The organism is Paraburkholderia sp. SIMBA_054, from assembly GCF_046534875.1.
Taxonomy (GTDB): Bacteria; Pseudomonadota; Gammaproteobacteria; order Burkholderiales; family Burkholderiaceae; genus Paraburkholderia; species Paraburkholderia hospita.
In genome coordinates this window covers 1-250 of the sequence record NZ_JAWRXV010001309.1, presented here as the reverse complement: position 1 = coordinate 250, position 250 = coordinate 1, and the positions used below count along the sequence as shown (strand labels likewise).

Sequence of the window (250 nt, the reverse complement as noted above, 5' to 3'; positions counted from 1 at the left end):
CGCCGCCCGCACCAATCGAGCGGATTGTTATTTGCCCCATTGTCTGCGTTGTCATCGGTCCTTCTTTCCTGCCAGGAGATATTCACGATTGCCATCGCCGCCTTCGATGGGCGACGGGCAGAGGCCGAGCGCGCGCCAGCCGGGCAGCGTCTCAAGCCATGATTTCAGTTCTTCTGCTATGCGTTCGCCATCTTTCGGATCGCGCAAAATGCCGCCCTTGCCGATAGCCTCGCGGCCCGCTTCAAATTGC

General features: G+C 60.0%; 1 protein-coding gene. It reads right to left on the bottom strand.

Annotated features, from left to right (window positions below):
- Positions 1-51 precede the first annotated feature (51 nt).
- A partial coding sequence (locus SB822_RS59340; protein ID WP_410859407.1) for an SAM-dependent methyltransferase occupies positions 52-250 on the bottom strand: 199 nt, incomplete at its 5' end.